This is a genomic window from Streptomyces sp. NPDC005931 (genome assembly GCF_042871235.1).
In the GTDB taxonomy this organism is placed as follows: Bacteria; Actinomycetota; Actinomycetes; order Streptomycetales; family Streptomycetaceae; genus Streptomyces.
In genome coordinates, this window is record NZ_JBIAIG010000003.1 from 389,829 (window position 1) to 415,608 (window position 25,780).

At 73.8% G+C, this 25,780-nt stretch carries 24 protein-coding genes, 3 pseudogenes and 1 riboswitch; of the genes and pseudogenes, 10 read left to right on the top strand and 17 right to left on the bottom strand.

Going from position 1 to position 25,780, the window contains the following annotated elements; genetic code table 11:
• From cysD to ACFYOV_RS09325, 10 genes are all read right to left on the bottom strand, one after another.
• Positions 1-939, bottom strand: a complete 939-nt coding sequence (gene cysD / locus ACFYOV_RS09280; protein WP_389084848.1) for a sulfate adenylyltransferase subunit CysD — start codon at positions 937-939, stop codon at positions 1-3.
• Between the two features lie 118 nt (positions 940-1,057).
• A complete protein-coding gene (gene cysC / locus ACFYOV_RS09285; protein WP_389084851.1) occupies positions 1,058-1,615 on the bottom strand; it encodes an adenylyl-sulfate kinase in 558 nt (185 codons plus the stop codon).
• Positions 1,616-1,617: 2 nt separating this feature from the next.
• Complete coding sequence (locus ACFYOV_RS09290; RefSeq protein ID WP_389084853.1) at positions 1,618-2,328, bottom strand: phosphoadenylyl-sulfate reductase; 711 nt, start codon at positions 2,326-2,328, stop codon at positions 1,618-1,620.
• Positions 2,325-2,504 carry a hypothetical protein gene (locus tag ACFYOV_RS09295; RefSeq protein ID WP_389084856.1) on the bottom strand — a complete coding sequence of 60 codons (180 nt, stop codon included), beginning with the start codon at positions 2,502-2,504 and terminating at the stop codon, positions 2,325-2,327. Before ACFYOV_RS09295 ends, ACFYOV_RS09290 begins: the two co-directional genes overlap by 4 nt.
• The gene (locus ACFYOV_RS09300; protein WP_389084859.1) at positions 2,501-4,198 is read right to left on the bottom strand and encodes a nitrite/sulfite reductase; all 1,698 of its coding nucleotides are present in this window, start codon (positions 4,196-4,198) and stop codon (positions 2,501-2,503) included. Before ACFYOV_RS09300 ends, ACFYOV_RS09295 begins: the two co-directional genes overlap by 4 nt.
• 192 nt (positions 4,199-4,390) lie before the next feature.
• Positions 4,391-4,474, bottom strand: a complete 84-nt coding sequence (locus ACFYOV_RS09305) for a putative leader peptide (RefSeq protein WP_310887545.1) — start codon at positions 4,472-4,474, stop codon at positions 4,391-4,393.
• 127 nt (positions 4,475-4,601) lie between these two features.
• Positions 4,602-5,174: a GNAT family N-acetyltransferase gene (locus ACFYOV_RS09310; protein ID WP_389084861.1), complete on the bottom strand. Its 573-nt coding sequence runs from the start codon at positions 5,172-5,174 to the stop codon at positions 4,602-4,604.
• A gap of 71 nt (positions 5,175-5,245) precedes the next feature.
• Complete coding sequence (locus tag ACFYOV_RS09315) at positions 5,246-6,523, bottom strand: hypothetical protein (RefSeq protein ID WP_389084863.1); 1,278 nt, start codon at positions 6,521-6,523, stop codon at positions 5,246-5,248.
• Between the two features lie 544 nt (positions 6,524-7,067).
• Entirely contained in the window at positions 7,068-8,360 is a 1,293-nt protein-coding gene (locus ACFYOV_RS09320; RefSeq protein ID WP_389085605.1) for a GAF domain-containing protein, read from the bottom strand.
• Between the two features lie 402 nt (positions 8,361-8,762).
• On the bottom strand, positions 8,763-10,397 hold the full coding sequence (locus ACFYOV_RS09325) for an acyl-CoA dehydrogenase family protein (RefSeq protein WP_389084866.1): 1,635 nt from the start codon (positions 10,395-10,397) through the stop codon (positions 8,763-8,765).
• A gap of 129 nt (positions 10,398-10,526) precedes the next feature.
• Between ACFYOV_RS09325 and ACFYOV_RS09330 the strand changes: the two genes are divergently transcribed.
• Positions 10,527-11,666 (top strand): YihY/virulence factor BrkB family protein, encoded by a 1,140-nt coding sequence (locus ACFYOV_RS09330; protein ID WP_389084868.1) that lies wholly within the window; start codon positions 10,527-10,529, stop codon positions 11,664-11,666.
• Positions 11,667-11,835: 169 nt separating this feature from the next.
• Here ACFYOV_RS09330 and ACFYOV_RS09335 read toward each other — a convergent pair whose 3' ends face one another.
• A complete protein-coding gene (locus tag ACFYOV_RS09335) occupies positions 11,836-12,675 on the bottom strand; it encodes an NmrA family transcriptional regulator (RefSeq protein ID WP_389084870.1) in 840 nt (279 codons plus the stop codon).
• Between the two features lie 81 nt (positions 12,676-12,756).
• On the opposite strand from ACFYOV_RS09335, the gene ACFYOV_RS09340 reads away from it, so the two are divergent.
• Together ACFYOV_RS09340 and ACFYOV_RS09345 are read left to right on the top strand one after the other, a co-directional pair.
• Positions 12,757-13,707, top strand: a complete 951-nt coding sequence (locus ACFYOV_RS09340; RefSeq protein ID WP_389084873.1) for an AraC family transcriptional regulator — start codon at positions 12,757-12,759, stop codon at positions 13,705-13,707.
• Between the two features lie 46 nt (positions 13,708-13,753).
• Positions 13,754-14,440, top strand: a complete 687-nt coding sequence (locus tag ACFYOV_RS09345) for a helix-turn-helix domain-containing protein (RefSeq protein WP_389084875.1) — start codon at positions 13,754-13,756, stop codon at positions 14,438-14,440.
• 12 nt (positions 14,441-14,452) lie between these two features.
• Here ACFYOV_RS09345 and ACFYOV_RS09350 read toward each other — a convergent pair whose 3' ends face one another.
• Complete coding sequence (locus ACFYOV_RS09350) at positions 14,453-14,842, bottom strand: VOC family protein (protein ID WP_389084878.1); 390 nt, start codon at positions 14,840-14,842, stop codon at positions 14,453-14,455.
• A gap of 111 nt (positions 14,843-14,953) precedes the next feature.
• Here ACFYOV_RS09350 and ACFYOV_RS09355 point away from each other — a divergent pair, with 111 nt between their 5' ends.
• The gene (locus ACFYOV_RS09355; protein WP_389084879.1) at positions 14,954-15,541 is read left to right on the top strand and encodes a hypothetical protein; all 588 of its coding nucleotides are present in this window, start codon (positions 14,954-14,956) and stop codon (positions 15,539-15,541) included.
• A gap of 141 nt (positions 15,542-15,682) precedes the next feature.
• On the opposite strand, the gene ACFYOV_RS09360 is transcribed toward ACFYOV_RS09355, so the two are convergent.
• Positions 15,683-16,063 (bottom strand): winged helix-turn-helix transcriptional regulator, encoded by a 381-nt coding sequence (locus tag ACFYOV_RS09360; RefSeq protein ID WP_389084881.1) that lies wholly within the window; start codon positions 16,061-16,063, stop codon positions 15,683-15,685.
• A 313-nt stretch (positions 16,064-16,376) separates the two neighbouring features.
• Positions 16,377-17,525, bottom strand: a complete 1,149-nt coding sequence (gene cobT / locus ACFYOV_RS09365) for a nicotinate-nucleotide--dimethylbenzimidazole phosphoribosyltransferase (protein WP_389084884.1) — start codon at positions 17,523-17,525, stop codon at positions 16,377-16,379.
• Between the two features lie 93 nt (positions 17,526-17,618).
• Positions 17,619-17,805, bottom strand: a riboswitch (cobalamin riboswitch).
• Between the two features lie 244 nt (positions 17,806-18,049).
• On the opposite strand from cobT, the gene ACFYOV_RS09370 reads away from it, so the two are divergent.
• On the top strand, positions 18,050-18,457 hold the full coding sequence (locus tag ACFYOV_RS09370) for a RidA family protein (protein ID WP_389084886.1): 408 nt from the start codon (positions 18,050-18,052) through the stop codon (positions 18,455-18,457).
• Positions 18,458-18,602: 145 nt separating this feature from the next.
• Positions 18,603-20,159, top strand: coding sequence for a carboxylesterase/lipase family protein (locus ACFYOV_RS09375; RefSeq protein ID WP_389084888.1), 1,557 nt, complete (start codon positions 18,603-18,605; stop codon positions 20,157-20,159).
• A gap of 324 nt (positions 20,160-20,483) precedes the next feature.
• On the opposite strand, the gene mmuM is transcribed toward ACFYOV_RS09375, so the two are convergent.
• Positions 20,484-21,395: a homocysteine S-methyltransferase gene (gene mmuM / locus ACFYOV_RS09380; RefSeq protein WP_389084891.1), complete on the bottom strand. Its 912-nt coding sequence runs from the start codon at positions 21,393-21,395 to the stop codon at positions 20,484-20,486.
• Between the two features lie 102 nt (positions 21,396-21,497).
• Here mmuM and ACFYOV_RS09385 point away from each other — a divergent pair, with 102 nt between their 5' ends.
• The 4 genes and pseudogenes from ACFYOV_RS09385 to ACFYOV_RS09400 all read left to right on the top strand — a co-directional run.
• Complete coding sequence (locus ACFYOV_RS09385; RefSeq protein ID WP_389084893.1) at positions 21,498-22,331, top strand: class II glutamine amidotransferase; 834 nt, start codon at positions 21,498-21,500, stop codon at positions 22,329-22,331.
• 505 nt (positions 22,332-22,836) lie between these two features.
• A pseudogene (locus ACFYOV_RS09390) lies at positions 22,837-23,406 on the top strand (carbohydrate esterase); the annotation flags it as partial.
• A gap of 111 nt (positions 23,407-23,517) precedes the next feature.
• Positions 23,518-23,979, top strand: a complete 462-nt coding sequence (locus tag ACFYOV_RS09395; RefSeq protein ID WP_389084896.1) for a hypothetical protein — start codon at positions 23,518-23,520, stop codon at positions 23,977-23,979.
• Positions 23,976-24,056: pseudogene (locus ACFYOV_RS09400) on the top strand (hypothetical protein); the annotation flags it as partial. The gene ACFYOV_RS09395 and the pseudogene ACFYOV_RS09400, both read left to right, overlap by 4 nt.
• 434 nt (positions 24,057-24,490) lie before the next feature.
• Here ACFYOV_RS09400 and ACFYOV_RS09405 read toward each other — a convergent pair.
• Together ACFYOV_RS09405 and ACFYOV_RS09410 are read right to left on the bottom strand one after the other, a co-directional pair.
• Positions 24,491-25,075, bottom strand: a complete 585-nt coding sequence (locus tag ACFYOV_RS09405) for a TetR/AcrR family transcriptional regulator (protein WP_389085608.1) — start codon at positions 25,073-25,075, stop codon at positions 24,491-24,493.
• A 153-nt stretch (positions 25,076-25,228) separates the two neighbouring features.
• Positions 25,229-25,746, bottom strand: a pseudogene (locus ACFYOV_RS09410) (D-arabinono-1,4-lactone oxidase); the annotation flags it as partial.
• Positions 25,747-25,780 lie beyond the last annotated feature (34 nt).

A 25,780-nucleotide genomic window follows, 5' to 3' on the forward strand; every position in this document is an offset into this window, starting at 1 on the left:
CTAGAAGTACCCCTCGCGCTTGCGGTCTTCCATCGCGGCCTCGGACAGCTTGTCGTCGGCGCGGGTGGCACCGCGCTCGGTGAGCCGGGAGGCGGCGATCTCGGTGATCACCTTCTCGATGGTGTCGGCGTCGGAGTCGACCGCGCCGGTGCAGGACATGTCGCCGACCGTGCGGTAGCGCACGAGCCGCTTCTCGACCGTCTCGCCGTCCTTCGGCCCGCCCCACTCACCGGCCGTGAGCCACATCCCGCCGCGCTTGAACACCTCGCGCTCGTGGGCGTAGTAGATCTCGGGCAGTTCGATGTTCTCGCGGGCGATGTACTGCCACACGTCCAGCTCGGTCCAGTTGGACAGCGGGAACACGCGGACGTGCTCACCGGGGGCGTGCCGGCCGTTGTAGAGGTTCCACAGCTCGGGGCGCTGGCGGCGCGGGTCCCACTGGGAGAACTCGTCCCGCAGCGAGAACACCCGCTCCTTGGCCCGGGCCTTCTCCTCGTCGCGGCGCCCGCCGCCGAACACCGCGTCGAACTTCTCGCTCTGGATCTTCTCCGTGAGCGGCAGCGTCTGGAGCGGGTTGCGGGTGCCGTCGGGGCGCTCCTTGAGGACGCCGCGGTCGATGTAGTCCTGCACGGAGGCCACGTGCAGGCGCAGGCCGTGCTTCGCCACCGTGCGGTCCCGGTACTCGATGACCTCGGGGAAGTTGTGCCCGGTGTCGACGTGGAGCAGCGAGAAGGGCACCGGGGCCGGCGTGAACGCCTTCAGGGCCAGGTGCAGCATGACGATGGAGTCCTTGCCGCCCGAGAAGAGGATCACCGGGTTCTCGAACTCGCCCGCCACCTCACGGAAGATGTGCACGGCCTCGGACTCGAGGGCGTCGAGGTGGGAGAGCGCGTACGGATTGCCGGTCTCCTCCGTGACGCTCGCGACGGTCGTCGTCATGCTGCACCCCTTTCGTTCTCCCCCGGACTCCGTCCGGGGGCACCCCCATCTCCGCCCGCGCGGCGCAGAGCCGCGGCCATCGTGGTCGTCTGTGGCTGAGTGGCCGCGCGCGCGTCGCTCACAGGACTCCCCTTTCGCTGAGCAGGGCGTGCACCGCCGCGGCGGACTCCTGCACGGTCTGGTTCTGGGATTCGATGCGCAGGTCGGGCGACTCGGGCTCCTCGTACGGGTCGTCGACCCCGGTGAGCCCCGTCAGCTCGCCCGCGGCCTGCTTGGCGTACAGGCCCTTCACGTCACGCTCGCTGCACACCTCGACCGGCGTCGCCACGTGCACCTCGAGGTAGGCCGTGCCGTTGGCCTGGTGCCGCTTGCGCACCGCCTCCCGGCTGTCGGTGTACGGCGCGATCACGGGGACGAGGGCCAGCACGCCGTTGCGGGCGAGCAGTTCGGCGACGAAGCCGATGCGCTGCACGTTGGTGTGCCGGTCCTCCCGGGTGAAGCCGAGGCCCGCCGAGATGAACTCGCGGATCTCGTCGCCGTCGAGCACCTCGACGCGGTGGCCCTTCTCCCGCAGCCGGCCGGCCAGCTCGTACGCGATGGTGGTCTTGCCGGCGCTCGGCAGACCCGTGAGCCAGACGGTGGCTCCGGTCACGTCAGTCTCCTGATTGGTCGTCATGGTCAGCCGTGCAGCCCGCACTCGGTCTTGGCGCGGCCCGCCCAGCGGCCGGCCCGGGCGTCCTCGCCCTCGAGGACCCGGCGGGTGCAGGGGGCGCAGCCGACGGAGGCGTAACCGTCCATCAGCAGCGGGTTGGTGAGTACGCCGTGCTCGGCGACGTAGGCGTCGACGTCGTCCTGGGTCCAGCGGGCGATCGGCGAGATCTTGACCTTGCGGCGCTTGTCGTCCCAGCCGACGACCGGGGTGTGGGCCCGGGTCGGGGACTCGTCGCGGCGCAGCCCGGTCGCCCAGGCCACGTAGCCCTTCAGGCCCTCCTGGAGCGGCTGCACCTTGCGCAGCCTGCAGCACAGGTCGGGGTCGCGGTCGTGCAGCTTCGGGCCGTACTCGGCGTCCTGCTCGGCCACGCTCTGCCGCGGGGTGAGGGTGATGACGTTGACGTCCATCACGGCCTCCACGGCGTCGCGGGTGCCGATGGTCTCCGGGAAGTGGTAGCCGGTGTCGAGGAAGACGACGTCGACGCCGGGCATGGCGCGGGAGGCGAGGTGGGCGACCACCGCGTCCTCCATCGAGGACGTCACGCAAAACCCCTTGCCGAAGGTCTCCGCGGCCCACGCGAGGATCTCCAGGGCGGAGGCGTCCTCCAGGTCGCGGCCCGCCCGCTCGGCCAGCGCCTTCAACTCCTCGGTGCTGCGGTCCTGCTGAGTTGCCGTCATATCCGGTCCCCTCCCGTTTCGGATCGCTCGAGCCCGCGGGCGAGCAACCCGAGGAACTTCAGCCGAAAGGCTCGGTTGCACGCGCCGCATTCCCAGGCGCCGTGGCCCTCCTCGCTCGGACGCAGGTCCTCGTCCCCGCAGTAGGGGCAGTAGAAGGGCGCTGCCCGCTCGCTCACGACAGGGCCTCCTCGGGGGCACGCGAGACCCAAGTGGCGAAACGCTCGCCCTCCTCACGCTCCGCCTGGAAGCGCTTGAGGACCCGCTCGATGTAGTCCGGCAGCTCGTCGGCGGTGACCTTCAGGCCGCGCACCTTGCGGCCGAAGCCCGCCTCCAGGCCGAGCGCGCCGCCCAGGTGCACCTGGTAGCCCTCGACCTGCTCGCCCCGGTCGTCGAGGACCAGCTGGCCCTTGAGACCGATGTCCGCCACCTGGATACGGGCGCAGGCGTTGGGGCAGCCGTTGAGGTTGATGGTGATCGGCTCGTCGAAGTCCGGGATGCGGCGCTCGAGTTCGTCGATCAGCGAGGCGCCTCGCGCCTTGGTCTCGACGATGGCGAGCTTGCAGAACTCGATGCCGGTGCAGGCCATGGTGCCGCGCCGGAACGGCGAGGGGCTGGCGGTGAGGTCCAGTGCCTCCAGCGCGTCGACCAGGGAGGCGACCTGGCTCTCCTCGACGTCGAGGATGATCATCTTCTGCTCGACGGTGGTGCGCACCCGGCCCGAGCCGTGTGCCTCCGCGAGGTCGGCGATCTTGGTGAGCGTGGTGCCGTCGACGCGGCCGACACGCGGGGCGAACCCGACGTAGTGGCGGCCGTCCTTCTGGCGGTGCACGCCGATGTGGTCGCGCCACTGCTGCACGGGCTGCTCGGGAGCCGGCCCGTCGGTCAGCCTGCGCCCCAGGTACTCGTCCTCCAGCACCTGGCGGAACTTCTCCGCGCCCCAGTCGGCGACCAGGAACTTCAGGCGGGCGCGGTTGCGCAGACGGCGGTAGCCGTAGTCGCGGAAGATCGACAGCACGCCCTCGTAGACGTCCGGGACGTCCTCCAGCGGCACCCAGGTGCCGAGGCGCACACCCAGCTTGGGGTTGGTGGACAGGCCACCGCCCACCCACAGGTCGAATCCCGGCCCGTGCTCGGGGTGGCGGACGCCGACGAACGCGACGTCGTTGATCTCGTGCACCACGTCCAGCGCCGGGGAGCCGGAGATGGCGGTCTTGAACTTGCGGGGCAGGTTCGAGTACGCCTTGTTGCCCAGGACGCGGCGCTTCATCTCCTCCAGCGCCGGGGTGCCGTCGATGATCTCGTCCTCGGCGATGCCCGCGACGGGGGAGCCGATCATCACGCGGGGGGTGTCACCGCAGGCGGTGACCGTGGACAGGCCCACGGCCTCCAGCCGGTCCCAGATCTCGGGCACGTCCTCGATGCGGATCCAGTGGTACTGGACATTCTGCCGGTCGGTGATGTCGGCGGTGCCGCGCGCGAACTCCTGCGAGATCTCGCCGATCACCCGGAGCTGCTGCGTCGTCAGCGCGCCGCCGTCGACGCGGACCCGCAGCATGAAGTACTCGTCGTCCAGCTCCTCGGGCTCCAGGACCGCGGTCTTGCCGCCGTCGATCCCGGGCTTGCGCTGGGTGTACAGGCCCCACCAGCGCATCCGGCCGCGCAGGTCGTTGGGGTCGATCGAGTCGAAACCGCGCTTGGAGTAGATCGTCTCAATGCGTGTCCGCACATTGAGACCGTCGTCGTCCTTCTTGAACTGCTCGTTGCCGTTGAGCGGGGTGAAGTGACCCGCGGCCCACTGACCCTCGCCGCGGTGACGGCTCACCTTGCGGCGGGGAGTCGCGGCAGCAGGGTTCTGCGGGGTGGCGGCCATGGTGAATACGTCCTTCGGGACAGCGATGGATGGTGTCGGCGCGCAGCGCCGTCGGTGCGGGGTGGTGGTCGGGTGGTGGGAGGGAGGCTCTCCACCTGCGCATATGGGCGCATGAACCTGCCTGCGCGTCGTTGCGCGGCATGGAAGCGGGGCGAGGCTCAGGAGGGGACGTCGGGCGCTGCTGGTGTGTTCTCAGCGCGCCGGACAGATGGCGCTGGACATGCGGCCGAGGTCGACGTGCCGCCGACTCACCAAGGCGATTCCAGTTCCAGGCATGGCGGAAGCGTGTCACGGCGATCTGGACACAGTCCAGCTTCATCCAGAATGTGGACACCCTTGTCTCGAAATGAGAGACAGGAGTGTCCTTGGTCACAAGGGGCGCGGACGGGGTTGTCCGTACTGGTCAGGCGAGGTAAGCACCCGGCCAGGGGCCCGGCGTGGCCACCTCGGGCTCTTCCTCGACCTTGGTGTCGAACAGCTTGAAGCCCCGGCGCCCGTAGTTGTCCATGGCGTGCTCGCCGTCCTTGCTGCACGTGTGCAGCCACACCCGCGTGGTCGGCTTCAGCCCGGGCCAGCGCTCCGCCAGGTCCCAGGCGCGGGCCGTGCCGTACGACAGCAGATGACCACCGATGCGCCGCCCCCGGAAGGCGGGCAGCAGCCCGAAGTAGACGATCTCGACGACCCCGTCGTCCTGCGGCTCCAGCTCCACGTACCCGGCCGGTGTCCCGCGGTCGTACGCGACCCAGGTCTCCACGCCGGGCCGGCCCAGGTACTGGAGCCACTGCGCGTACGTCCAGCCCAGACGGTCGGTCCAGCGGATGTCGCCGCCGACCGACGCGTACAGGAACCGGCTGAACTCGGGGGAGGGCACCTCGGAGCGGACGACCCGGACGTCCCCCTCGGGCGCGGCGGCCGGCAGGAGGTCGGTGGGCGCGGTCTGCTCCAGGGACCAGGTGGTCACGGGGATGGTGGTCATGCCGGACAGGGAACCATCCGGCACGGACATCTGTCGAACGCCTGATGGGGGTGGGGGAGCCTGTCGGGCGGCTAGCCGAGGGCGCGGTCGATCGAGGTCAGGGGCAGGACGAACAGCATCCGGCCGGACTGCGACCAGACCTCGCCGGTCTCCGGTACGTGGGACATTGATGCCGTCTGCCCGCTCCAGCAGCGGTGCGTGCCGTCCGCGCCGCAGCGGACGGGGAGGGACCCGTCGGTGTCCTGCCGCCACAGGGTGCCGTGCTGGTCCGGCGCCCCGACGGTGCGTCCGAGGTACCAGGCCGGGCCGTGGGCCAGCACACCGTGGACGTCGGTCAGTTTCGTCTCGTACACCGCGAGCGGTTCGGCCAGCCCCGAGGGGTCGGTGGCGAGCAGTCCTGAGCGGGCCGGATCGATGCTGAACGCGTACCGCCACAACCGGGTGGGCCGGTCGTCGTCGCCGGTCACCGAGTCGTGCGCGACGAGGCCGGCGGGGGTGGTGCCGCGGTCCAGGGAGAGGCCGGCCGGGTGCGGGAAGTCCGCGCCGGCCGGGCGGTAGGAGGCGACGGCGGGCAGCACGAACCGGGCTCCGGCCGCCGACCAGCCACCGGGCACCCTGCCCACCTCGGGGCGGGACACGGTGGCCCGCTGGACGCGGTCCAGGTCGTACACGTACAGCGCGCTGCCGTCCCCGCGGCCCGCGGTCACCAGCAGCTTGTCCTGGTACCGGACCATGCCGGACACGTCCGAGGCGAGCCCCCGGTAGTCGCGCCCGCCGTCGACGGGCACGGCCAGCAGGGCCCAGGCGTAGCGCAGGTCGCCGGGATCGTCGGCGTCCACGAAGGCGACGCGGGCGGGGCCGTCCGTCGTGCCGGGGCTCCAGCCGGACAGGATCACCCGGTGCGTGCCCCGGCGACCGGCGTCGTGCGCGTCCCCCGAGGCGGTGACCGCGCCCGGCCGCAGCCCGCCGGTGTCGGCGGCGTCCCAGCAGTACGCGCGGGTGGCCGCCGGCTCGACGGGCAGGCGGCGCCTGTCCTCGGCCGGGCAGGCCCGGGCGGCCCGCAGGGCGCCGTCGGTGTCGGCGAGCACGGACTCGACGCCCACGGGCCGGCCCATCCCCTCGGACAGCCGGTCGAGGGAGGCACGCGGTACGGGGTGCTCGGTGAGGCGCAGGGGCGCGGTCTCGGTGGACCGGGTGAGCGGCTTCAGCGCCCCGGGGTTGTCGGCGACGTCGGCCTGCGACGCGCTGATCATCGTGGCCGCTGCGGTGAGCGCGAGGGCGGTTCCGGCCAGCGCGGCGCGCAGCGCTCTGCCCCGCCTGCGCCGACGGTGTCTGCCCCGATGCTTCATGACGTCCTCCCGAGACGAGCCAACTGCGCCCAGTGATCCGTAGGTTGACCGTGGAGCAGGTGGGGTGGCCCGTATCGGGATGCTACGGCAGCGAACCCGGCCGGGGGACGAAGACCCCGCAAATATGCGGAATCCGCAGCCCCGAGTGGGTGTCGACGGGCACATGCGTATGAACCGGGGGCTGCGGACCCCCGTCCCCGCGGGCCCCGGCTGCCCACGGCGAAACCGCGGAGGGCCGGATCACGCCGCCACCCCGGCTGCCGCTGCCCCCGCGGGCGGTTCGGTCCGGTCTCTGCGGGCGACCCACCTCCTGCGGGCACCGCACCTGCCGCCTGGGTGCCGCACCTCCTGGGGGTGTCACACGCTTTGCCTGGGTGTCGCGATTCCTGCGGGCGTTGCACCTTTTGCGGGTGTCGCACGCTTTGCCTGGGTGTTGCACCTTCTGCGGGATTCGTACCCCCTGCCTGGGTGCTGCGCATCCTGCGGCGCCGCACCCGTGCCTGCGGCGCCGCACCCCCATCGGGCGTCCCACCCCTGCGGCGGCTCAGCCGTGCGGGACGGCTCGGTGTTTCCGGGCCGCGGCGCGTTGCCGGCGCAGCGCCGGGGCCGTGGAGTGGGGGAGGAGGTCCTCGGGGTTGTCGGGGAGGAGGACGTCGACCTCGGTGTTCTCGGGGAAGCGGTAGGGGCGGTGCTCCAGGTGGGGGCCGAGGTAGCGGCGGACGCGGGACATCTCCGCCCGGACCGTCACCGTGCGGGCCGGGTCGCCGAACATGTCCTCCGCCAGGCCCGCCGCGGTGCGGCCGCAACGGTGGACGGCCAGCAGGTACAGCAACTCCGCGTGCCGTGGGCTCAGTTCCCGGCTCCAGGAGCTCGATCCGTCCGCCACCTCCACCGACCAGCGGCGCGGCCCCCTCACATCCAGCACGATCCGCGTGGCGCCGGGCGGAACCGGCTCGTCCGCCGCCCGCACCAGCCAGCCCCCGGCCAGCGGCTCCAGTGAGCAGCGCCCCAGCCCCGGCAGCCGGCGCATCCCCGCCGACACCGACCCGGGCAGGGCCAGCCGGTTCGTGTACGGCATCCCGGTCACCGCGGCCGTCCACCCCTGCCGGTCCACCACCATGGCCCGCCCGTCGATCCGCGCCAGCACCGGCGCCGCCACCGCCCGCAACCGCTCCAGCGACTCCAGGTGCATCTCCCGCAGCCGGGCCTCCGCCAGCTTCGCCACCGAGTCGACCCACGCGAGCGTGGCCGGGTGCATCGTCTCCAGGGGCCCGCTCACGTCCACCACGCCGAGCAGTCGGCCGTCCCGGGGATCCGTGATGGGCGCGCCGGCACAGGTCCAGGTGGCGTGCGAGCGCACGAAGTGCTCCGAGGCGAAGACCTGCACCGGGCGGCGGGTCACCGCCGGCGTGCCCACCCCGTTCGTGCCGACGACGTCCTCGCGCCAGTCGGCGCCGATCTCGAAGCCCAGCCCGTCGGCCTTGCGCAGCACCGGCGTGCTGCCCTCCCGCCACAACACCCGGCCCTCTTCGTCGGCGACCACCATGATGTGGTGGGCGACGTCCGCGACCGACAGCAGCCCCTCCCGCAGCACCGGCAGCACATGCCGCAGCGCCGACGTCTCCCGCCGCCGCCGGACCTCCTCCGGGGACAGCAGTCCGCTGCGCAGCCCGCGATCCGGGTCGACGCCGTGACGCCGCATCCGCTGCCAGGATTCCTCGATCACCGGGCGCGGAGCCACCGGCGCCCGCTGCCCGGCGAGGGTGGCGGAGCGCACCTCGTCCAGCACCCGGGCCGCGCGCGACGTGTCGACGGCGGCCAGGTGCGCCACGTCCATCGGCGAGAGCGCCACTGGTCCTCCCCGAGACCGAAATCCGTTCTTGACTGCTGGTCTCATAGTGCCCGTTCGCCGCTGCCGGTGGCGCACAGTACGCACACAGTCAGCAGCAAGTTGCAACCCCCTGCAACCCTGGCGGAGCGTCCCGGAGTGTTTGAAACTTGTCCCACGCCGTCCCGAGCGGCGTTCAGTGGCTCGAACGGGCCAGTGCGGCGGGGGTGGTGCCGTGTCGGCGCAGCACCACCCCCGCGTCGCACCACCGGAGCCGGAGAACCGGGCCCCGCCCGGGGGAACCCGGCCCACCCCAGCACATCGAACGCTGCCCCGCGGGACCTGACCCGCCTCGGGACGCCGGACCCCGCCTCGGGACGTCGGACCCCGCCTCAGGGGCCGGGCCGCCTCTCAGGACACCGGCCGCGCCCGCTCCACGATCGACGCCAGGTCCAGCGTGTGCGGCAGCGTCCCGAAGGCCGCGCCCCCGTCCCCGCCCAGCCGCGCCGCGCAGAACGCGTCGGCCACCTCGGGCGGCGCGTGGCGCACCAGCAGGGAGCCCTGGAGCACCAGCGCGAGCCGTTCGACCAACCGCCGTGCCCGCCCCTCGGCACCCTCCAGGTCGGCCAGTTCGGTCAGCAGGTTCTTGATCGCCCCGTCCAGCCGGTGATCCGCCCCGCGGGCCTGCCCGACCTCCCTGAGGTACGCGTCCAGCGCGCCGGGCTCGCGGCGCAGGGCCCGCAGCACGTCCAGCGCCTGCACGTTGCCCGCTCCCTCCCAGATGGAGTTCAGCGGGGACTCGCGGACCAGCCGGGGCAGTCCCGACTCCTCCACGTACCCGTTGCCGCCCAGGCACTCCGCCGCCTCCACCGCGACCGGCGAGCACCGCTTGGTCACCCAGTACTTCGCCGCCGGCACCGCGATCCGCAGCAGCGCCCGCTCCTGCTCGCCCCCGTCGTCGTACGCCGCCGCGAGCCGCAGTGCCAGCGTGGTGGCCGCCTCCGACTCCAGCGCGAGGTCGGCCAGCACGTTGCGCATCAGCGGCTTGTCGACGAGCCTCCCGCCGAACGCCTCGCGGTAGCCGCAGTGGTGCACCGCCTGCGCCACCGCCTGGCGCATCAGCCCCGCGGAGCCCAGGACGCAGTCCAGCCGCGTGGCCGCCACCATCCCGATGATGCTGCGCACCCCGCGTCCCTCGTCCCCGACCCGGCGGGCCCAGGTGCCGGCGAACTCGACCTCCGCGGAGGCGTTGGACCGGTTGCCCAGCTTGTCCTTGAGCCGCTGCAGACGGAACACGTTCCGGGTGCCGTCCTCCAGCACGCGCGGCACCAGGAAACAGGTGAGCCCTCCCGGCGCCTGCGCCAGCACGAGGAACACGTCCGACATCGGCGCCGAGCAGAACCACTTGTGCCCGGTCAGCTCGTACGTCCCGTCCTCGGCCAGCGGCCGCGCGGACGTGGTGTTCGCCCGGACGTCGCTGCCCCCCTGCTTCTCGGTCATACCCATCCCGGCCAGCGCGCCGGCCTTCTCCCGGACGGGCCGCAGCCCCCGGTCGTAGATCTCCGACGTCAGCCGCGGCTCCCACTCGGCGGCGAGCGCCGGGTCCGTGCGCAGCGCCGGCACCGCCGCGTGCGTCATCGACAGCGGGCAGCAGTTGCCGGCGTCGACCTGTGTCCACACCTGGAACGCCGCCGCCCGCCGCACGTGCCCGCCCGGCCGCGTCCAGGCCCCCGTCAGCCCCGCGGCGACGCCCTTGCCGAGCAGCCGGTGCCAGGCGGGGTGGAAGTCGACCTCGTCGGCGCGGTTGCCGTAGCGGTCGTGGGTGCGCAGCCGCGGCGGGTTCTCGTTGGCCTGCGCCCCCCACTCCTGCACCTGGGCGGAGCCGGAGGTGCGCCCCAGCGCCGACAGCTCGGACAGACCTTCGTCCAGCACGTCGGGGGCCAGGTGCCGTTCGACCGCCTCCACCAGGGCCCGGTCGGCGCGGAACACGTCGTACTGCACGAGCGGGGGAGCCTGGTTGGTCACGGTGTGCGTGGTGCCTGCCATGTCTGCGAACCTACCCCGCGTACCGCCCCGCTCACTCGGAGGACCCGGCCGCCCCGCCCGGTCGGGGTCCCTCCCGGCGGAGTCGGCCTGTGGATGAGTGCCACCAGGCGCGACGGATACCTTTAGGGCGTGCAGCCAGCAAGTGAAACCCCCGATGCGCCCTCCGGCCGCCTCCACCGGGCCAGGGCCCTCTACCGGAACGTCTCCAAGCGCAGGACCGCCTGGCTGCTGCTCAAGGACACCGTGAACTCCTGCATGGAGTACCGCATCCTCGGTCTGGCCGCCGAGGCGGCGTTCTTCACACTGCTGTCGGTACCGCCGCTGCTGCTCAGCATGATCGGGCTGCTCGGCTACGTCGACGCCTGGACCGGCGCCGACACCATCCAGAGCCTCCAGCGCAACCTCCTCGAGGCGTCCCGCACGGTGCTGTCCGACCGGGGCGTGAAGGAGATCGCGGAGCCGATCCTGCACGACGTGATGAAAGGCGGCCGGCCCGACGTCATCTCCATCGGCTTCCTGTTCGCCCTGTGGTCGGGCTCCCGCGCGGTGAACGTCTTCATCGACACCATCACCGTGATGTACGGCCTCGACGGCGTCCGCGGCATCGTCAAGACCCGGCTGCTGGCCTTCCTGCTGTTCATAGTGGCCCTGCTGATCGGCTCGGTCGCGCTGCCGCTGATGGTGGCGGGGCCGGACGCGGTCGTCCGGATCGTCCCCTGGTCCACGACGGTCGTCCAGATCCTGTACTGGCCGGTCGTGATCCTACTGTCCATCGCCTTCCTGACCACGCTCTACCACGTCTCCGTACCCGTCCGCTCCCCGTGGATCGAGGACGTGCCGGGCGCGCTGGTGGCCCTCGCCATGTGGGTGCTCGGCAGCTTCCTGCTCCGCCTCTACCTGACCAACACGGTCGAGGGACCCACCATCTACGGTTCCCTGGCCGCGCCGGTCGCCGTGCTCCTGTGGATCGGTGTGTCCGCGTTCGCCGTGCTGGTGGGCGCCGCGGTCAACGCCGCCATCGACCGCGTCTGGCCGGCCGCGGCCACGGCGGCGGCCCGCGAGGCCAACGAACGGCTCCGCCAGGCCCAGGTCGCCGAGTACGTGGCCCGCGCCGCCGCGGCCGGGGAGGCCGACCCCGACATGCCCTCCGAGTTCCCCGAGCGCTGGTCCCGCTTCCTTCCCCCGGAGGACGTCACGGCCCGGCTGCGCACCCACGTGAGGACCACCCACCCGAGACACGGCGAGAGACCGCCGGAGGAGGAGAAGTAGCCCGCGGCTCCCGCCCGCGGCCCCGGCGTGCCGCGCGGCGGGCCCGCGTCCCGTGCGCTGTGGTGGCGCCTGCCGCGCCTGCCGCGCCTGCCGCGCCTGCCGCGCCTGCCGCGCCTGCCGCGCCTGCCGTGCCCGCCGTGCCCGCCCGCCCGCGGCCCGCTCCCGGTGCTCACGGCTTCCAGGTGCCCGCCGCGGCCTCCTCCCGTACGAAGTCCGTGAAGTCCCGCGGCTCGCGGCCCAGTACCTCCCGCACGCCGGGTTCCACGTGGGCGTTGCGGCCGTCGAGGAGGGTGGCGAACAGGTCGGTGAGGAACGCGGCCTCCTCCGGCGGTACGCCGAAGCCGGTCAGTGCCTCGCGGTAGTCGGCCGCCGGCACCGACCGGTACGTCAGCCCCAGCCCCGTCGCCGAGGCGATCTCCGCGACCGCATCCCCGAAGGTCAGCAGGCGGGGCCCGGTGACGGAGAGGACCTGTTTCGCGTACCGCTCCCCGGACGCCAGCGCCGTGACGACCACGTCGGCGATGTCCCGCACGTCCACGAACGGCTCGGGCACCTCACCGGCCGGGAAGACCAGGCCGCCCCGGCGCAGTTCCTCCACCAGGGGCCCCTCACTGAAGTTCTGCGCGAACCAGGCCGCCCGCACGACCGTCCAGTCGGCGCCGGACGCGCGCAGCGCCTCCTCGGTGGGCAGCGCCTGGTCCTCGCCCCGCGCGGACAGCAGCACCAGCCGCCGCACGCCGAGGCCCACGGCCTCCCGGGCGAGGTCCCCGACCGCCTCCGCGGTGCCCGGGGCTCCGACGTCGGCCGGGTGGACGAGGTAGGCGGCGTCGGCGCCGCGCAGGGTGCCGGCCCAGGTCGACCGGTCGGCCCAGTCGAACCCGGTGGCCCGGGACGCCGCCCGTACGGTCATCCCCGCCGCACCTGCGGCCCGCGCGACCCGGCTCCCGGTGCGCCCGGAGGCGCCGGTCACGACCACGGTCGTCTTCTCGTTGCTGTCCTGTGTCGTCATGCCGACGAGTCAACTCCCGTACGCGGCGGGGAACCATCGTCGAACGACTCACGCGCATAAGCCCGCGTCTACGCTGACCCCATGGACGCACTCACCGGTCTGCTGGAGGGCCCGCGCGCCCGCGGCGCCTTCATGATCCGGGCGTGCTTCGACCCACCGTGGGCCGTGCGCATCGAGGACCGCGCCCCGCTGACGGTGATGCTGCTCGTGCGCGGCGCGGCGTGGGTCGTGCCGGACGAGGGCGAGCGGCTGCGGCTGGGCCCCGGCGACCTGGCGATCGCGCGTGGCCCCGACCCGTACACGTGCGCCGACCACCCGGACACGGCACCGCAGGCGCTGATCCTGCCGGGTGGGGAGTGCAGCTATCCCGACGGGCGGCCGCTGAACGGCGTGATGGACCTGGGCGTCCGCACCTGGGGCGACCGGACGGACGGCGAGACGGTGGCGTTGATCGGCACGTACCAGATGCGCGGCGAGATCGGCGGCCGCCTGCTGCACGCGCTTCCGCCCCTGCTCTCCCTCACCGCGGACGTGTGGGACTGCCCGCTCACGCCGGTGCTCATGGAGGAGGTCGTGCGGGACGAGCCGGGACAGGAGATCGTCCTGGACCGGCTGCTGGACCTGCTGGTCATCGCCGCGCTGCGGGCGTGGTTCGCCCGCCCGGACGCGGAGGCGCCGGACTGGTACCGGGCGCTGGCGGATCCGGTCGTCGGCCGCGTGCTGCGCCTGATCCAGGACGACCCCGCCCACCCGTGGACGGTCGCCGCGCTCGCGGCCAAGGCCGGGGTGTCCCGGGCCGCTCTGGCCCGCCGCTTCACGGGCCTGGTCGGTGAGCCCCCGATGACCTACCTCACCGCCTGGCGCCTCGCCCTGGCCGCGGACCGCCTGCGCGACTCGGACGCCACGATCGCCGCGATCGCCCACCAGGTCGGCTACGGGAGCGCGTTCGCCCTGTCCACCGCCTTCAAACGGTCCTACGGGGTCAGCCCCCAGGACTGGCGTACGGGTGCGGTGCGCGGCGAGGAGACCTGACCGTAGACCTGACCGGCATCCCGTGCCGCGGCGTAGCCTGGCCGGTGTGTACAGGGAGTGGCCGTGCCGGGTGGACGGGGCCGTGGTGTGGGTGAAGTCGCCGGGCGGGGGCGGGCGGGTGCTGCCCGACGGGTGCATGGATCTGCTCTGGCACGAAGGGCGGCTGTTCGTGGCCGGGCCCGACACGCGGGCGTACGTCACCGAGGGGGCGGCGAGCGGGTGGGCGGGGGTCCGCTTCTTCCCCGGGACGGCGCCCGCGCTGCTGGGCGTACCGGCCCACGAGCTGCGGGACCGGCGGGTGGAACTGGCGGATCTCTGGCCGGCGGCGGAGGTGCGACGGCTGACCGGCCGGGTGAACGCGACGGGGGATCCGGCGCGGGGCCTGGAGGAACTGGCACTCCTCAGGGCGGCGGAGGCCGGAGCGGGCGACCCCCTGCCGCGGCGCGTCGTGGCCGCCCTCGACGGGGGACGGTCCGTGGCCGCCACCGCCGATGAACTCGGGCTTGGCGCACGCCAGTTGCATCGGCGGTCGCTCGCCGTCTTCGGGTACGGGCCGAAGACCCTCGCGCGCATCCTCCGGCTGCGCAGGGCCCTGGACCTGGCCCGGTCCGGTACCCCCTACGCGCAGACGGCCGCCCGTGCCGGCTACGCCGACCAGGCCCATCTCGCCCGGGAAGTCCGGGACCTGACCGGCCTGCCGCTGCGGGAACTGCTGGCCGGTGCCCGCCCCTAGGGCCGTCGGTACCTACTGCGGCGCGTACAGATCGATCCCGTTGCCGTCGGGGTCCAGGACCACGGCGTAGCGCTGGCCCCACACCGCGTCCCACGGCTTCAGTTCCCCGTGGGCGCCCGACGCGACCAGGTCCTCGTACAGCGCGTCCACGTCGCCCGGTCCGTCACAGCGCAGGGCCAGTGAGGTCCTGCCGCCGCCCGCCGGAGCCTCCCAGCCCGCGTGGAACGAGCGGACCACCTCCTCCGTGTCCAGCAACAACCGCATTCCGCCCGGCAGTTCTGCCTCCGCGTGCCCCTGCTCCTGCGCTCCCTCGGGGAACGGGAAGCCGAGGCGGCGGTAGAAGGCGACGGAAGCCGCCATGTCGGAGACGACCAGGCCGATGGCATCGAATCGCGCACTCATGCGGCCACCGTAGGGACGGTTCGGGCGTGCCGTCTTGAAGAAATCGGACAGTCGGGCCCGCCGCGTCCAGGATGCCTGGCGTCGGCCGGGTGCATTGGGTTGGATGGACGCATGATCCGTGCCGTGCGTGCCCTCGCCCCGTCCGTGCTGCTGCTCCCCGCCCTGTTGTTCGCCGCAGCCTGCGGGAGCGAGAAGGCGGATGCCGGGACAGCGCCCGCCGACGGGCCGGGCGCGGCCACCGCCGCCGAACTCACCGCCCGCGCACGGGCCCTCGGTGTGGACCCCGAGCTGGTCTATGTCACCACGGCGCCCGGGTTCACCCTGGCCCGGCAGTCCGTCGGTGTGCACGGCGCGGACGGGTTCTCCGCCACGTACGTCTCCGCACAGGGGGGACGGCAGCTGCGGTTGTCCGTCGACCGGGCCGGGCATTCCGGCGCGGGCTGCGGGGAGCCGACGGTCGTGTGCGTCGACAAGGGTGACCACGTCGTACGGGTGGCGGGCGACGGGGTTCCCGAGGACGTGCTGCGGGAGGCGGCGAAGAGCGTCCACCGTCCGTCCGGCGAGGAGATCGCCGAGCTCCTGCCGCCCGCGCATGCCGCACCGGACACTCCCGCCGGACCCTCTACCCCGGCCGAGCGCGGTGATCTCCCGCCCGTGGGCGACGGTGCCCCGAACAACGACGTGGGCGCCGGGGGCTGAGCCACCGGCCCCCGCCTCGCACAGGGTCCTGGTGGGGTCCCGGGGGAGGAGCAGGGATCGCGGGGCACGAGTGGGGATGCCGGGGCACGAGTGGGGATCGCGGCGGTCGGGCTCGTCGGCCGGCCGGCCGGCGGGCGTGCGTCACGCGTCGAAGGCGCGGCGGGCCGTCTCGATGTGGCCGAGGTAGGTGTGGGTCCAGTCGCACAGCGCGTCGACCGTGCGGCGCAGGGCCCGGCCCGGTTCGGTGAGGGTGTACTCGACGCGCGGCGGTACCGTCGGGTGCACCGTGCGCTCCACCAGGCCGTTGCGTTCCATCATCCGCAGGTTCTGGGTGAGCATCTTGTGGCTGATCCCCGCCACCTCCTTGCGCAGCTCGCCGAAGCGCAGGGTGCGCTCACCGAGCGCCTCGATGATCAGCAACGCCCACTTGTTGGCCACGTCGGAGAAGATCTCCCGCGCGAGCGAGTCCGCGCGCCGCAGGTGCTCGTCCGCGGGTGGGCCGTCGAACTGCCTGGTTCCCATCCGTTCCCCTGCCGGTGAAGGTGTCCTCTCGGACACTCTCCTATGGTTCACCAGTAACCACAAGAGAGCGCGGAACGGGGCGGAGGCCACCGGTCCACCGGCTCTCGTGCTCGCCGGACCGACCGGCCCGAAAAGGCTCCCCGTGGCCCCCGGGGACACTGGAGGGGACGCCGTCCGTGCCCGCGTCCGTGCCCCCGTGCACCCCCTGGTTCGGCCACGCCCCGCCCGACCGGCCCGGCCGCCCGACCGGCCGTGACGGCGTCGTGGCCGTCACGGACCTGGCGCGGAGCCGGTGGGGCGGCGGGCGGGCGGGTCAGATCTGCTGGTCGGTGACCCCCGCCGTGTCGAAGGTCGCCATGTCGCGCAGGGTGCGGGCGGCGGCCTGCACCAGGGGGAGGGCCAGCACGGCTCCGGTTCCCTCGCCCAGCCGCAGCTCCAGGTCGACCAGGGGACGCAGGCCCATGTGGTCCAGGGCCACGGTGTGGCCGGGCTCCACCGAGCGGTGTCCGGCCACGCAGGCGGCCAGGGCGTCCGGGGACAGGGCCAAGGCGACCAGGGCCGCCGACGAGGCGATCACGCCGTCCAGGATCACCGGGACGCGGCGGGCGGCGGCGCCCAGCACGAATCCGGCGATCGCGGCGTGCTCCAGGCCACCGACCGCCGCCACCACGCCCAGGGGGTCCCGCCGGTCCGGGCGGTGCAGGCCCAGTGCCCGGCGCACCACGGCCACCTTGTGCCGTCGGCCGGCCTCGTCGGTTCCCGCTCCGTGACCGGTGACGCGCTCAGGGTCCGCACCGGTGAACGCGGCGATCAGGGCCGCCGACGCGGTGGTGTTGCCGATGCCCATGTCGCCGGTGAGCAGGCAGCGGCAGCCGTCGTCGACGAGCGCCCCGGCCACCTCGATCCCGGCCTCGACGGCGCGGACCGCCTCCTCGTGGGTCATCGCCGGGACGCGGGTCATGTCCGCGGTTCCGCTGCGGATCCGTTGGCGGATCAGCCGTCCCGGGGCGGCGTCCAGGTCCGGCACCGGCGTGGCCACGCCGACGTCCACGACCACGACTCGGGCGCCGGTCTGGGCCGCCAGGACGTTCACGGCCGCGCCCGAGGCGAGGAAGTTGGCGACCATCTGGGCCGTCACCTCCTGCGGCCAGACGCTGACACCCTGGGCGTGCACACCGTGGTCGGCGGCGAACACGGCCACGGCGGCCGGTTCGGGCAGCGGCGGGGGACAGGTGCCGGCCAGTCCAGCCAACCGGACCGAGACGTCCTCCAGCAGCCCCAGCGAGCCGGGCGGCTTGGTCAGACGGGTCTGCCGGTGGCGGGCCGCGGCGAGGGCGCCGGGGTCGGCGGGGGCAATGGCGGCCAGGGTGGTTTCCAGCAGCCGGCCTGCATCGGGACCGGCGGTGCCGTCGACGGGGGCGACGGCGGGGGAACGGGTGGGATCGGTGCCGGGTGAGGGCATCACGGGAAAACCTTCCGCTGTCGGCGGTTCTCCACGCCGCCGGGACGGTCCGTGCCCGGGCGGGATCGAAGGTGCCTGGCTGCGGGACGGGCGGAATATCCTGGCTCCCGGATCTCGGCGGCCCGGCCGTCCCCACGGCACGGGCACCGGCGCCGGCTCCCGGCCTTCCCAGCGGCCGGCTCGCACCGGCTGCCAGTGGCCATCAGCGGGAGACAGCTCCCCGGTCACAGTGGCGGGCCCGCCCCGGACTTGGGCCATCGGGCCCGCACCGGAGTTCCTCCGCTTCCGTCGCCGCGATCTTGCCACATCCCGTCGGCGGGGAGCCACCCCGGGAGCCTGGGCGTGCCCGGCGGACCCGGTCGGAGGTGCGGGCCCCGGCTCGCACGACGCCGGCCGACGATCCCCGCGCCGACCTGCTCGGTCACCATCGGGTTACTCGGTCACCGAAAAGTGCGTCCTTCCATGTCAGCGCCCACTCTCCTACGGTTCCCAGGTAACCGGAAGAGAGCGAAGGAGGCCGACCCATGGCCGTCACCCTGATCGACCCGAGCGGGCTGCCGAAGATCGACGCCTACCGTCAGGTCTCGGTCGCGACCGGCTCCAAGCTGATCCACGTCGCCGGGCAGGTCGCCTGGGACGCCGACGGGACCACGGTCGGCGTGGGCGACCTCACCGCCCAGGTCGCGCGGTGCTACCTCAACGTCGGAACCGCCCTGGCCGGTGTGGGCGCGAGCTTCGACGACGTGGTGAAACTGATCGTCCACGTCGTCGACTGGACCCCCGACAAGATGCCCGCCTTCCTCGAGGGCGTCTCCCGGGCGGCCGCCGAGCTGGGCACCACGCCGGCCCCGCCGGGCACGCTGCTGGGCGTGGCGGCCCTCGACGTCCCCGAGCACCTGGTCGAGATCGAGGCCACCGCGGTCGTCGACTGAACGGGCGCGGCGGGCGGCCGTCGCCGGGGCCGTTTCGCGCGCGGTGCGGATCGGAATACCGACTCCATGGCGTGTTGCTCCTGTAGTACCGGCGAGTTCGCACGGGCCCGGCGACGGAGCACGGCGCGGTGAAGGGCTGGTGGCGATGACGACGAACCGGGCGACGAACCCCGTGGTCGGCACGCCGTACGGGGCGGTGCGCGGCCGGTGGGAGCGCGGTGTCGCGGTATTCCGCGGTATCCCCTACGCCGCCGCGCCCTTCGGCCCGGGCCGGTTCCGCCCGCCCGTGCCGCCGGAGCGGTGGGACGGCGTGCGCGACGCCCTCGTCTTCGGGCCGACCGCGCCGAAGCCGCCCTACTCCGACGCCTTCGCACAGTACCTGTCCGACCCGGTCGTACCCGGGGACGACTGCCTCAACCTCAACGTGTGGAGTCCCGACCCGGCCCCAGGCGCCCGCCTGCCCGTCCTGGTGTGGCTGCACGGCGGCGCCCTGACCCGGGGGTCCTCCGCGGTGCCGGTGTACGACGGGGGCACCTTCGCCCGCGACGGTGTGGTGTGCGTGTCGGTCAACTACCGTCTCGGCGTCGAGGGCTATGGGCTCTTCCCGGACGCGCCCGCCAACCCCGGCCTGCGCGACCAGTTCGCCGCCCTGCGCTGGGTCCACGACGCGATCACGGCCTTCGGCGGTGACCCCGGCCGGATCACCGTGGGCGGCCAGTCCGCCGGGGCCATCGGCACCGGCGCGCTCGTCGCCGCGCCGCAGGCCCGCGGGCTGGTCCGGCGGGCCGTCCTGCAGAGCGGGCCGCCGGAGACGACCGACCGGGACCGGGTGCGGCGGGTGGTGCGCCGCATGGCCAGCCGGCTCAAGGTCCCCGCCACCGCCGAGGCGTTCGCCGCCGTGGACCGGGCCCAGCTGCTGCGCGTCCAGGCCGAGGTCGGCCGGCTCGGCAGCCCCCTGCTCGGCGGGCCCGCCTTCGGCATCGTCGTCGACGGCGACCTCGTCCCGCGCGACCCCCTCGACGCCCTCGTCGACGGCGCCGCGCCCGGCGTCGACCTCCTCACCGGCTGGACCCGCGACGAGTACCGGTTGTGGCTGGTCCCGGGCGGGCTGGTGGACCGCGTGGACCGGCTCGGCGCGGTCGCCGTGGCCGGTGCGATGGCCCGCTGCCGCTGCGGCAGCGAGGTCCCGCGCGGCTACCGCGCGCTCAATCCCGAGGCCGGCACCGTCGAGATCGTCGGCCAGATGATCACCGACCACCTGCTGCGCATTCCGTTGCACCGCCTTGCCGACGGCCGCGAAGACGCCTCGTACGTCTACGAGTTCGCCTGGCCGTCCCAGCGGCCCGGGCTCGGTTCCTGCCACGCGCTGGAACTCGGGTTCGTCTTCGACAGCGGTGACACGCCCGAGTCCCGCAAGCTCGCGGGCGACGGCGCGCCGCCCGACCTGGCCGACGCGATGCACGGCGCGTGGGTGCGGTTCGTCTCCGACGGTGCGCCCGGGTGGGAGCGGTGGGGGGCCGACCGTCCCGTGCGCATCTTCGGTGAGGGTGCGCCGCGGGTCGTACACGGGCCGCGTGACCGTGAGCTGGCGTTGTGGGCGACGGCCGGCACGGTCGCGGAGCCGGCCGCGCCCGCGTCGGCGCCGGAACTCCGTTCGGTGATACGCCGGCTGCGCCGCAGTGGGGCTCTGCGCAGGCAGTGACGGAAACGCGGCCACGTCACGGGGGGCGCCGCGCCGGGGGTTTCCCGCCCATACCAACTCCCCTTCTCTCCTCAGCTGTTCCGCGTCGCGGAACGCGCTCCGTACCCGCCGCGCGCGGCGGGCGCGTCCGGCGCTCGTCGTACGCGTCGAGGTGTACGGCAGCGGGGGCGGCGTGCCGGCCGTGCCGCGGGTGGGGTCGGGAGCCAGGCGCGTGCGGGCGGATGCTGCTACCGGGGGCGGAGCCCGCGGGCACGTCGGGCGGAACGGAGCGGAGGCCCGGGCGAGATCGTGCGGTGCGCGTTGCGGGACCGGCGGGTGGCGGCCCTACGCGCCCCCGACCACCGCGGCGATCTCGGTGATCGTCCGCGGCCCCACCCGGCAGCAGCCGCCGATCAACCGGGCCCCGTCCCGCTGCCACCCGGCGACCCGCTCGGCGGAGAACGTGGGGCGGCCGGTCCAGGCGCGGGCCCCGGCGTCCCAGGTCTCGCCGCTGTTGGGGTAGACGACGACGGGTTTGCCGGTAACGCGGGCGGCGAGGGCGACGGCGTGGCCGGCGTCATCGGGGGCGCAGCAGTTGACGCCGACCGCGGTCACCTCGTCGGCGTCGGCGGCGAGCGCGAACGCCTCCTCGAGGGGTTGCCCGGCGCGGGTGCGCCCGCCGGTGACCGAGTAGGACAGCCAGGCCGGCACGCCGAGCCCGCGCAGGGCACCGAGCAGGGCCTTCGCCTCGTCGGTGTCGGGGACCGTCTCCAGGGCGAGCGCGTCGGGAGCGGCGGCGGCCAGCACCTCCATGCGGGGGCGGTGGAAGCGCTCCAGCTCGCCGACCGTCAGCCCGTACCGGCCCCGGTACTCGGAGCCGTCCGCGAGCATCGCCCCGTAGGGACCCACGGAGGCGGCGACCCACAGCGGGCGCGCCGCCCCGGCCCTGCGGGCGGCCTCGCGGGCGCACTCGACGCTGAGCGCGAGCAGCTCGGCGGCCCGAGCACGGCCGGTGCGGCGCCTGGCGAAGCCCTCGAAGGTGGCCTGGTAGCTCGCGGTGATGGCGACGTCCGCGCCCGCCCGGAAGTAGGCGAGGTGGGCCTCGGTGACCGCCTCGGGGTCCTCGGCGAGCAGCCGGGCCGACCACAGCTCGTCGCTCAGGTCGTGCCCGGCCGAGGCGAGCTGGTTGGACAGGCCGCCGTCGAGGACGACCGTGCCGTCCGCGAGCGCGTCGGCGAGGGCGGGGGCGGTGCGCATGACGACGACGGTAGTCGAGGCGCCTCGGCCGCGCGTTCGCCACGGAAGGCTGGCAACCTGAGGGGAGACCACTGCGCCGCGTGGTCGGGAAGGCGGTGGAGCATGTGCCGTTGGCTCGCCTACTCGGGCACTCCGATCCTGCTCGAGAGCATCCTGTACCGGCCGGTGCACTCACTGATCGACCAGAGCCTGCACTCCCGGCTCGGGGTCGAGACGACCAACGGCGACGGGTTCGGCGTCGGCTGGTTCGGGTCGCACAAGGACACCCCCGCGGTGGTCCGGGACATCGGTCCGGCCTGGAGCAACCGCAATCTGCGGGAGATCGCCGGGCACGTCCGCTCGCCGCTGTTCTTCGCCCACATCCGGGCCTCCACGGGCAGTGCCGTGCAGCAGACCAACTGCCATCCCTTCCGCCATGGGAAGTGGATGTGGATGCACAACGGGGCGATTGCCGAGTTCCACCGCCTGCGGCGCCACCTCGTCCTGGCCGTCGACCCGGAGCTCTTCCCCTCCATGGAGGGGTCCACGGATTCGGAGCTGATGTTCTACCTGGCGCTCACCTTCGGTCTGGCGGAGGACCCGCCCGGCGCGGTCGCGCAGATGGCGGGCCTGGTGGAGCGGAGCGGCCGGGAGCACGGGGTGGAGTTCCCGTTGCAGATGACGGTCGCGGTGACCGACGGGCAGCGGCTGTGGGCCTTCCGCTACTCCAGCGAGCGGCACTCGCGCTCGCTCTTCTACAGCACACGCGTGGAGACCCTGCGCTCCCTGCATCCGGACGTGGCGTTCCTGAACGAGATCTCCGACGAGACCCGCCTCATCGTGTCCGAACCCCTGGGTGACCTGCCCGGCGCCTGGAACGAGGTGCCCGAGGGCATGTACGGGGTCGTCCAGCCGGGGACGGACGTCCTGCTGCCCTTCGCCCCCCGCGCGGCCTGACCGTCACGGCGGACCCCGCCGGTTCGTCCTGCCCCGGTGACCTCCCCGGTCTCCTGCCTTGCCTCCTGTTCGTCATCAAATGGCGTTCGCATTATCGAACATGTGAGCCATGTTCACCTCCCACCCGAGAGGCAGTCCGCAAGAGCCGCGCCGCCGACCCGGGCGAGCCTTCCGCCCGCGGACTGCTGCTTCGGGAGATCGACGGCGACCCGCTGCACGACCCCAACCGCCACACCCGCGTCCAGAAGCTCGGCCGGAAGCCCGACGGCACACCCCACTTCGGCGTCCCGTGGTCGGCGGCGCCGCGGCGGAGGGCGCGCGGTGATCCGTCGGCTCCGGGGGAGCGGTGGTGGCCCCGCGCCTCACCCTGTCGGCCGCCCCCGGCGCACGCGGCGGCCCGTCCGGTGCCCACGGGCGCGCCCGGGCCCGCTCACCGCCCCCCACCGCCCCGCCGCTTCGACCTGCGCCGGCGCCTACGACGTCCACGTCCTGCTCGGCGGCGAGCCTCTCCGTCGGCGGCTCCGCGCCCGCCCTGGCCGCGATCCGGGCCACCCCGGCCCGGCAGTCCCGGCGGATCCTCCTCGTCGGCGGCTCCGCCGTCTGCGACCAGCCCGCCGACCCCTACGCGAGCTGGGGCCGACAGGTGCCGCGGTATCCGCGCAAGGGCCTGTGCGTGGCCAACCACGCCGACTCCGGCGAGAGTACGGTCAGTTGTCCGGGGTACCCCCAATTGTGGGGCACCGTCCAGCCGTTGATCCGGCGCGACGTCCTCGTCCTCGTCCAGCTTGCCCACAAGACACAGCACGGCGCTGCTGGTCAACGGCCTCGGCGTCGACCAGCCGGGTGTCGTCCGCTCCGTCGCGGCCCGCCCCGGGGTGCCGTTGGCCGACCTCACGGCGCGGACGAAGGAACTGGTCGAATCGCCCGGGGTCGAGGGCTCCGAGGCGCTGTACGTCTCCCGTGGGAAACGGGACACCACGCACACGTCGCTGCAGGGCGCGACCGTGTACCGGCACTGGTCCGTGAGGAACTGCTCGCCCCGGGGCTGGTGCCGGAGGGCCCGGTCAGGATGTGATGAGCCCCTGGGGCGCTCCGCCCGGAACCGGGGCGCCCCAGGCCCCATCCGCCACCGGGGCCGGCGCACGCTTCGGCCGGCGCCGAAGCGTCCCGCCCGTAGCGTTCCCCCATGACCGGGAACCCGCAGCACACGAGCACCTCCTCGGCCGTCACCGGCATGGTCGACCACGTCCTCGCCCTCGCCGCCACCTGGACGCGCTGGAACGGCGAGCCCGTCCACCTCGACGACCGCGTCCACACCCCGCACAAGGCGATCCGCCGCGTGGCCGACCATCTCGTGGACCACCTCGCCGAGATGGAGGCACGCCTCGTGGGTGAGGAGCCCCTGCCCGACCACTGGCACGCCTCGGCGACCACCACCGCGGCCGACCTCGCCCCCTTCACGCCCGAGGACCTCGACGAGGCCCGCAGTCGCCTCACCCGGCTCGCCCGGACATGGGCCGCCCGCCTCGACGCGCTCACCGACGACCAGCTCGACCACTCGCCCGGCCAGGGCTGGACCTTCCGCCAACTCGACCGCCACCTCGAGGAGTCGGTGTACTACGCCGACGCCCTGGGAGACCTGTCGTGACGCCTGCGCCGCTCTCCACCGCACCGGGGTGCCCTGCCGCCGCCCGCGAGGGCGTTCCGTTCGGCAAGCTCGATCCCGACGAGAGCGCCCGGGACGCGGCCCTGCGGGAGCTGAAGGAGGAGACCGGACTGCTCGGCGAGATCGCCCGCAGGTCGGCGAGTCGTCTTTCGCCGACGGAGTGCCGGGGCCACGGATCAAGAACTGGCAGGAGAACTTCCCGGTCCGCCCGCTCACCCGGCGGATCACCTCCCCCAGGCCCGACCAGGACCACGTCTGGCTCGCCCCTCCGATCCGACCGCCGTCGACGTCGACGCCTGCAATCTGGACGTCGTGCGGCAGGCGCTCACGCACTCCTGAGCAGCGCCGCCGGCCTCTTCAGCGCGGCCGGACGGTGGCCCGCCACGTCCAGCGGCGCCTTACGCACCGTTCCCGGTCGCGGGCCGGCCGCCGCCCCCCGGCCCGGTGAGCAGCGGGTCGGATCGGCCGGCCTCAACGAGCCACGCCCATCGGATCAGGCGCCCCGCCCGGACTCCCGGGGCCAGTTCCCCAGCGTGACGTGCAGCGCCTCGACCGCCTTGTCCCAGGACGCCTGCACGTCACGGGGCGCGCCGAAGCCGCCGGCGGCCTCCAGGGCGCAGTAACCGTGGAACGTGCTGCGCAACAGGCGTACGGCGTCGGTGAGATCGGGTTCCTCGAGACCGTAGGCGCGCAGCATGCCGTAGGTGATCTCGGCGGTGCGGCGCAGCGCGGGGGAGTCGGCGACCAGAGCCCGGTCCAGGCGGATCTGCGTCGCGGCGTAGCGCCCCGGCCGGGTGAGCGCGTACTGCCGGTAGGCACCGGCGAACGCGGTCAGCGCGTCCCTGCCCGCCCGGCCGGCGACCGCGGCGGCGATCCGGTCGATCATCTCGCCGCCCGCGAGCAGCGCCAGACGGGTGCGCAGGTCCGTCATGCCGCGCACGTGCGCGTACAGGCTGGCGTCCTTGACCCCGAAGCGGCGTGCCAGCGCGGACAGCGTCACGTTCTCGAACCCGGCCTCGTCCGCGAGATCGGCGGCGGCCGCCACGACACGGTCGGTGGTGAGTCCGGCACGGGGCAAGGGGGCCTCCCCAGAGGAACCTAGAGGGTCTAGGGACCAAGCTAGCCCAGGCAGGGCGCTTCGGGCGAGGGGACGGCGACGACCCGCGGGCCGGTGCCGGATCCGGCGGGTCCATCGCCGCCCGGGGCGGGGCGGCGCCCCGGGTCGGTCCTCGCCGAGGACGTCCTGGACGAAGGCGTTGGTGAACTTGCCCGTCGGGTCCAGGGTCCGGGCCAGGTCCCGGATGCCGGCGAGGCGGGGGCAGCGGAGCGCACGGTGGACGGTGCCAGGGTGAAGACCTTGCCCCAGTGCGGCCGGGGATCGAACGGCGCCACGGCCTCCTCCACGCGCCGCACCGCGGGCGGCACGGCTGCCGTGTCCGCGATATCCAGGTGAAGTGCACGGCCACGGTGTCCCGCCGTACGAGGGGCCGAGCCACTGGTCGTCGGCGGCCACCGTCCGCACCTCACAGGTCTGGAGGACGGGGGCCACCGTCTCCCGAATGCCGCCCAGCGCGCCCGGTGCCTCGGCGGCGGACCGGCGCGGCAGCAGATAGCCCGACCGGAGCTCCGCACCGCTGCTCGGGGTGAACTCCGGGAGTGCGGCAGCCGCTCGTGCCAGGGGCCCGGCACGCCGGACTGCTCGGTGCAGTCGACCGCGGGTACCCCGGGCACCGGGTGCATTCCCGTCTCACCCTGGTAGAGAGCGGTTTCTCCCGCAGTGGGC

Excerpts from the sequence above, each read along its gene's own strand:
- ACFYOV_RS09310 (WP_389084861.1), bottom strand. The coding sequence starts at position 5,174 with ATGACCACCATCCCCGTGACCACCTGGTCCCTGGAGCAGACCGCGCCC.
- cobT (WP_389084884.1), bottom strand. The coding sequence starts at position 17,525 with ATGCCCTCACCCGGCACCGATCCCACCCGTTCCCCCGCCGTCGCCCCC.
- ACFYOV_RS09315 (WP_389084863.1), bottom strand. The coding sequence starts at position 6,523 with ATGAAGCATCGGGGCAGACACCGTCGGCGCAGGCGGGGCAGAGCGCTG.
- ACFYOV_RS09320 (WP_389085605.1), bottom strand. The coding sequence starts at position 8,360 with ATGGACGTGGCGCACCTGGCCGCCGTCGACACGTCGCGCGCGGCCCGG.
- cysC (WP_389084851.1), bottom strand. The coding sequence starts at position 1,615 with ATGACGACCAATCAGGAGACTGACGTGACCGGAGCCACCGTCTGGCTC.
- mmuM (WP_389084891.1), bottom strand. The coding sequence starts at position 21,395 with ATGCGCACCGCCCCCGCCCTCGCCGACGCGCTCGCGGACGGCACGGTC.
- ACFYOV_RS09375 (WP_389084888.1), top strand. The coding sequence starts at position 18,603 with ATGACGACGAACCGGGCGACGAACCCCGTGGTCGGCACGCCGTACGGG.
- ACFYOV_RS09385 (WP_389084893.1), top strand. The coding sequence starts at position 21,498 with ATGTGCCGTTGGCTCGCCTACTCGGGCACTCCGATCCTGCTCGAGAGC.
- ACFYOV_RS09325 (WP_389084866.1), bottom strand. The coding sequence starts at position 10,397 with ATGGCAGGCACCACGCACACCGTGACCAACCAGGCTCCCCCGCTCGTG.
- ACFYOV_RS09350 (WP_389084878.1), bottom strand. The coding sequence starts at position 14,842 with ATGAGTGCGCGATTCGATGCCATCGGCCTGGTCGTCTCCGACATGGCG.
- ACFYOV_RS09340 (WP_389084873.1), top strand. The coding sequence starts at position 12,757 with ATGGACGCACTCACCGGTCTGCTGGAGGGCCCGCGCGCCCGCGGCGCC.
- cysD (WP_389084848.1), bottom strand. The coding sequence starts at position 939 with ATGACGACGACCGTCGCGAGCGTCACGGAGGAGACCGGCAATCCGTAC.
- ACFYOV_RS09335 (WP_389084870.1), bottom strand. The coding sequence starts at position 12,675 with ATGACGACACAGGACAGCAACGAGAAGACGACCGTGGTCGTGACCGGC.
- ACFYOV_RS09300 (WP_389084859.1), bottom strand. The coding sequence starts at position 4,198 with ATGGCCGCCACCCCGCAGAACCCTGCTGCCGCGACTCCCCGCCGCAAG.
- ACFYOV_RS09395 (WP_389084896.1), top strand. The coding sequence starts at position 23,518 with ATGACCGGGAACCCGCAGCACACGAGCACCTCCTCGGCCGTCACCGGC.
- ACFYOV_RS09360 (WP_389084881.1), bottom strand. The coding sequence starts at position 16,063 with ATGGGAACCAGGCAGTTCGACGGCCCACCCGCGGACGAGCACCTGCGG.
- ACFYOV_RS09370 (WP_389084886.1), top strand. The coding sequence starts at position 18,050 with ATGGCCGTCACCCTGATCGACCCGAGCGGGCTGCCGAAGATCGACGCC.
- ACFYOV_RS09290 (WP_389084853.1), bottom strand. The coding sequence starts at position 2,328 with ATGACGGCAACTCAGCAGGACCGCAGCACCGAGGAGTTGAAGGCGCTG.
- ACFYOV_RS09355 (WP_389084879.1), top strand. The coding sequence starts at position 14,954 with ATGATCCGTGCCGTGCGTGCCCTCGCCCCGTCCGTGCTGCTGCTCCCC.
- ACFYOV_RS09305 (WP_310887545.1), bottom strand. The coding sequence starts at position 4,474 with ATGCCTGGAACTGGAATCGCCTTGGTGAGTCGGCGGCACGTCGACCTC.